This window comes from Streptomyces sp. WM6378, from assembly GCF_001279695.1.
Lineage (GTDB): Bacteria > Actinomycetota > Actinomycetes > Streptomycetales > Streptomycetaceae > Streptomyces.
Genome location: NZ_LGDD01000077.1, coordinates 1 through 4443 on the forward strand (window position 1 = coordinate 1; position 4443 = coordinate 4443).

The following is a 4443-nucleotide window of genomic DNA, read 5'->3' on the forward strand; positions in this document are numbered from 1 at the left end:
AAGCAGCCACCGGAACCGGCCCCTGAGGAACCGTCAGCCCGCTAGGCTCGAAAGACCGCCCCTGACCAGCGAGAATGATGAAGTACCACTGGAGTACTAGTCCCTCTGCGCCGCGGGTGCCTGGAACGATCCTGTCGCTTCCTGGCACCCGCGGCCGTTGAGAGCGCCCTTCAGGATGGTCCTGAAATGAAACGAAGAATGATCGCAGTGCTCGCCTTGGCGTTGCTGGCGGCTCTGGTGAGTTGCGGGCCCGCCTCGACCGGCACGAAGCCGAGTTCGCGTCATCAGGAGCCGCCATCCCTCGGACCGGTGCCGACCATCACGTCGGTGGACCAGATCAAGCGTCCCATCGACCAATACCTCGTAACGCCGCACGAGGTTGCCACGCTGCAGGCCGCGGCGAACATCCTGAACGAGAAATGCATGCGGGAGTTCAAGCTGCCCGCAGTGGCGACTGATCTACTGGGATTCGACGACAAGTCCCTTCGATACGATAAGTCGCATTCACCTCTCTACGGGTTCTTCGATCCTGCAACGGCGGCCGTGAGCGGTTACGACAGGGTCCCGCCTCAACCTGCATCAGGCCAACCCGCCGCTGCACCGACGTCGGCAGACGTGATGGTGGTGGAGCACGGGAAGGACACCTCTGGAAGACAGGTCTCAACGTACGCAGGCAAGGCTGTTCCGGCCGAGGGCTGCAAAGGTCAGAGCGTGCGTGCGACGGGAGGTGCCCTCCCGCTCCCGGACCCTAAGGCCCTGCCGGACCACGGCCCGCAGATACCCACCGATGACCCGCGCCTCGTCACGGCGTATGCAGCGTGGAGCGCGTGTATGAAATCCGAGGGATACGACTACTCCACGCCGCAGGAGGTACTGGCCAACACAAGCCTGATACCGAAAAGGATCGAGCAGGACGGCGTGATCACGTTTCAGCACACGCCTGCTGAGCTAAACAGGCATCGGCCGACGTCACGTGCAAGGTATCGACCAAAGTGCTTGGGCTCGCCATCGTACTGCAGTTCGCCTACGACAGTCGGTACATCGAGAGCCATGTCCATGTTCTGAGTGAATATCGCAAGGAGTTAGCGGCCCGAACCGGAGAGGCCGAACGGATTATCAAGGAGAACGGGGGATGATCCGTAGGAGGTTGTGTCGCGGTTCTGGGCACAGGCTCCCAAGGGTCTGAGAGCAGGTGGGCGTTCGCAGCGCGTGCTTGGTCGGCCATCTCGGCAAGCGCGCGCCTGTTGAGGCCAGGGTCGGCACGTCATCCTGTCTGTCTCGTCGATGCCGGCCTGGCGTAGGAACTCCACGAGATGGCGCCCGGAATACCTGGCCGGCAGGCCGGCCAGGTACTGAAGAGTGTTCCCGGTGTTGGTTATGCCACGAGGACCACGGAGTTGATCGGCGTCATGTCGTACGGCGCGTATTCGCCGGTGTCGCGGGATACGCCGGAGCAGTTGGTTCCGTTGTAGCCATAGCAGACCGTGAAGCCCGCGCCACCAGTCTGGCTGTTGACGATCACGCGATAGCCGGTGACGTTCGACAGGTTGTGGGCGCCGTAGCTGTAGAAAATGTTCTTGTTCAGGAGGGTGCCGTCCGTCTCACGGATACAGACGGCTCCGGACGGGCAGGCCGTCGCCGCATCGGCGCTGGGCGCCATAGCGAGCCCACCCCCTGCGGCCAGGGCCAGCGCTGCGGCGGTCGTTGCGATCTTGCGCATGCTTTCTCCCCCTCGTCTTGACGCCCGGTATGGGGTGCCTTCCCGAGAGTCCCTGCAAGATGCCTGCGTCACCAACGGTAATTCTGGCCATTATTGTGGTTACGCTGGAAGATGTATCCTATTCGGTGATTTGGCCTTCTGCCCTGTTCCTGCATGTCTCCCCTGTGGTGGGGTGCCATCGATGAGGGCTGTCTTGAGGCAGCCCCGCTCCGCGGTACTTCTCTGCAGGGGGGGGCACCATGTTCCGATTCGTGGAAAGCGCGGTCCTTGGCCTGTCCGTTGTAGGCCTGAGTGCGGCAGGGCTTGCAGTCCCGCAGGCCGCTGACGCCGTTCCGGACGGCTGCTGCCTTCAAGTCACCGTCCACACCGGCCAGTCCGACGCCATCAACGTGCATGGCACCAACCAGAACGGGGCCTGGGTCAGCACCGACTGGCGCAACACCCCCAACCCCTGGACCTGCATCAACAACTGGTGGTGGAAGAAGGGCACCTACGTCCAGATCGAATACCAGGGCGCCCACAGCGGCACCCACTTCCACGGCACCACCCCGTGCTATATCCGCGAAGGTGGCACACACAACTTCGCCGACTGCGCCGTCCGGTAACCCACCGAAGGTCACAGCAATAACCCCTTCCCACTCCTGTCGCCGAGCTGCGGAAAGCCGGGGAAACCCGCAAGGTGATCCATGGACTGCCCGGAGTATGACTGAGCTCCGGCTGCTTTCTGCGGCCGGAGCTCCGTTGGTATCCGGGTTCTCAGCCTGAGGTCGAGTCGTCATCGACGCTCTGGGCGAAGTCCCACCGGGTGTCGCTGTCGGTCCTCATACGCATCCCCTCCCTCACGATTCGAATTTCCCGATCATGCAAGAGGGCTCGTTCGGCCTGCAACACCATTGCCGTCACGGTAGAGGTCAGGCCGGGGCGCCTTCTACGGTGCGGGCGGGGATGGGGCAAGTACCGGTTTCCCCTGGACGGGCGAGGGAGCACTCTGCATGATCAACTGGTGACCACCCCAGAGACCATCGTCGAACGCCAGCTCGCCGCCTACAACAGCCATGACCTCGAAGCCTTCGCGGCGACGTACGCCCCCGACGTCTGTATCAACCGCCGCAGCGGCCACCGCCTGATCGGCCGCGGCGCCGTGCGGGAGGCGTACGCCGACATGTTCGCCAAGGGCCGCTGCCGGGCCGAGATCGTCGGCCGACTCACCGAGGGCGACTGGGTGGTGGATCACGAGATCGCCCACGGCATCACGGACGACCCCCTCCGCGTGCTGGTCGCCTACCGGGTCCGCGACGGGCTGATCGACCACGTCGACTTCCTCGGCTGACTGCCGAACTGCTGGGCGGCCACCGCGACCGCCAGGGCCTACGACAACGTCCGGTACGTGTTCGAGTACGAGTTCAACCCGGAGCAATAGACACCTATTTCGGGAGAGGCCCCGCTTCGGCGAATTCCAGGGGCCCCCACCTCGTCGGTGACGGGGTCCGGACTGGTGGGCGTGCTGGGCCCGCACCTGTGAGCTACAGCTAGATGGCCAACGGGAGAGGCTGGCAGTCTCCGCGGCTCCGGCCCCAGGCTTGCCTGGCCCTGGGTGGCCTGCCCTGGGCAGGCCGAGGACCGAGCGACACCTGCGGGGCCACAGTGACGTTGCTGGTCAAACGGCTGACGTGAGGCTGGCGGCGATGGGATTACGACTTTATTTGTTCCGTACGTGAAGGTGGACCCATGGTGCAGATCCTCAACACGAATGCTCTCTCACTCATCACCCAGAACAACCTCGAAAAGTCTCACGCCGCGCTGAGCAACGCCATCGAGAGCCTCAGTTCAGGGATGAGCACTGACTCGGCCCATGCCGACGCGGCGGGAATGACCATCGCGTCCCGGTCCGACTCTGCGGTTCACGGAGTCCCGAGCGCCGTCGTGTACACGGAACCGCTGTTTGAGGGCAATAGTCAGATCCTTGCTCCGGGCAGGTACGACAGCTCCGACCTGACAATCCCCGACGACTCCATCAGTTCGGTCATCGTCCCCACGGGCTTGCGTGTGACGCTGTTCGAGCACGCCGGCTTCACCGGGGAGGAGACGGTCATCCAGTCGGACACCGACGCCCTCGGAGCAATCATCGACGGCACCGCCTCCGCCGTCGTGGTGGAGATGATCTAAGCCGCGCACCGGCTCCCTTGGCGTAGTGCCGCCCAGGCGGCGCTACGCCTTGTCCGCCTCGGTGGTCCACGGCGTCCGTTTCGTCGATACCGGCCTGCCGCAGGAACTCCCTGAGATCCGCATCTTTTCCGAGTGTGCAAGGCCGATGTCCTGGCCGTGGACGGTGACGTGCCGGCCGCCGTTTTCCCGGGGCCGGTGCACGATGGCCGTCGCGTCGGTCCGACGCGTCCTGCACGCCCTGCACCGGGTCGACCGGTGATCACTCTCTTCCTGGAAAACGCCGTCAAGAAGATGGTCTACAGCAACAGCATCTCCGACGTGACGGTGACGGCCACCGCGACAGCGAACCGGGTTCTGCTCCGCACCACCCGATTCGCCCTCCGAGCTGGTGCCTCGGCCGGGGGCGAGCAGAGGTTGCGCGGTCACGGGTGTCCGCGTGGTGGCTCCTGTTACTGACCTTTCCGATGGGTTGTCGGCGTGACGTCGGCGGTGTTCCGCGCTATGCCGGTGGTATGCGGTATGCGCAAGGGGGTGGGCTCAGGGCCTATGAACAGGCC

At 64.3% G+C, this 4443-nt stretch carries 5 protein-coding genes; 4 read left to right on the plus strand and 1 reads right to left on the minus strand.

The features are described 5' to 3' along the window. Positions 1–327: 327 nt before the first annotated feature. Complete coding sequence (locus ADK54_RS45800; protein WP_159047688.1) at positions 328–1065, plus strand: hypothetical protein; 738 nt, start codon at positions 328–330, stop codon at positions 1063–1065. Between the two features lie 310 nt (positions 1066–1375). Here ADK54_RS45800 and ADK54_RS09625 read toward each other — a convergent pair whose 3' ends face one another. Further along, a complete protein-coding gene (locus tag ADK54_RS09625; RefSeq protein ID WP_053725139.1) occupies positions 1376–1720 on the minus strand; it encodes a hypothetical protein in 345 nt (114 codons plus the stop codon). A 239-nt stretch (positions 1721–1959) separates the two neighbouring features. Here ADK54_RS09625 and ADK54_RS09630 point away from each other — a divergent pair, with 239 nt between their 5' ends. The 3 genes from ADK54_RS09630 to ADK54_RS09640 all read left to right on the plus strand — a co-directional run bounded on the left by ADK54_RS09630 (position 1960) and on the right by ADK54_RS09640 (position 3886). Then, positions 1960–2325 (plus strand): hypothetical protein, encoded by a 366-nt coding sequence (locus ADK54_RS09630; protein ID WP_053725140.1) that lies wholly within the window; start codon positions 1960–1962, stop codon positions 2323–2325. Positions 2326–2723: 398 nt separating this feature from the next. After that, the gene (locus ADK54_RS09635; protein WP_053725141.1) at positions 2724–3050 is read left to right on the plus strand and encodes a nuclear transport factor 2 family protein; all 327 of its coding nucleotides are present in this window, start codon (positions 2724–2726) and stop codon (positions 3048–3050) included. Positions 3051–3448: 398 nt separating this feature from the next. Further along, positions 3449–3886, plus strand: coding sequence for a hypothetical protein (locus ADK54_RS09640; RefSeq protein ID WP_053725142.1), 438 nt, complete (start codon positions 3449–3451; stop codon positions 3884–3886). Positions 3887–4443: the final 557 nt, after the last annotated feature.

Excerpts from the sequence above, each read along its gene's own strand:
- ADK54_RS09625 (WP_053725139.1), bottom strand. The coding sequence starts at position 1,720 with ATGCGCAAGATCGCAACGACCGCCGCAGCGCTGGCCCTGGCCGCAGGG.
- ADK54_RS09630 (WP_053725140.1), top strand. The coding sequence starts at position 1,960 with ATGTTCCGATTCGTGGAAAGCGCGGTCCTTGGCCTGTCCGTTGTAGGC.
- ADK54_RS09640 (WP_053725142.1), top strand. The coding sequence starts at position 3,449 with ATGGTGCAGATCCTCAACACGAATGCTCTCTCACTCATCACCCAGAAC.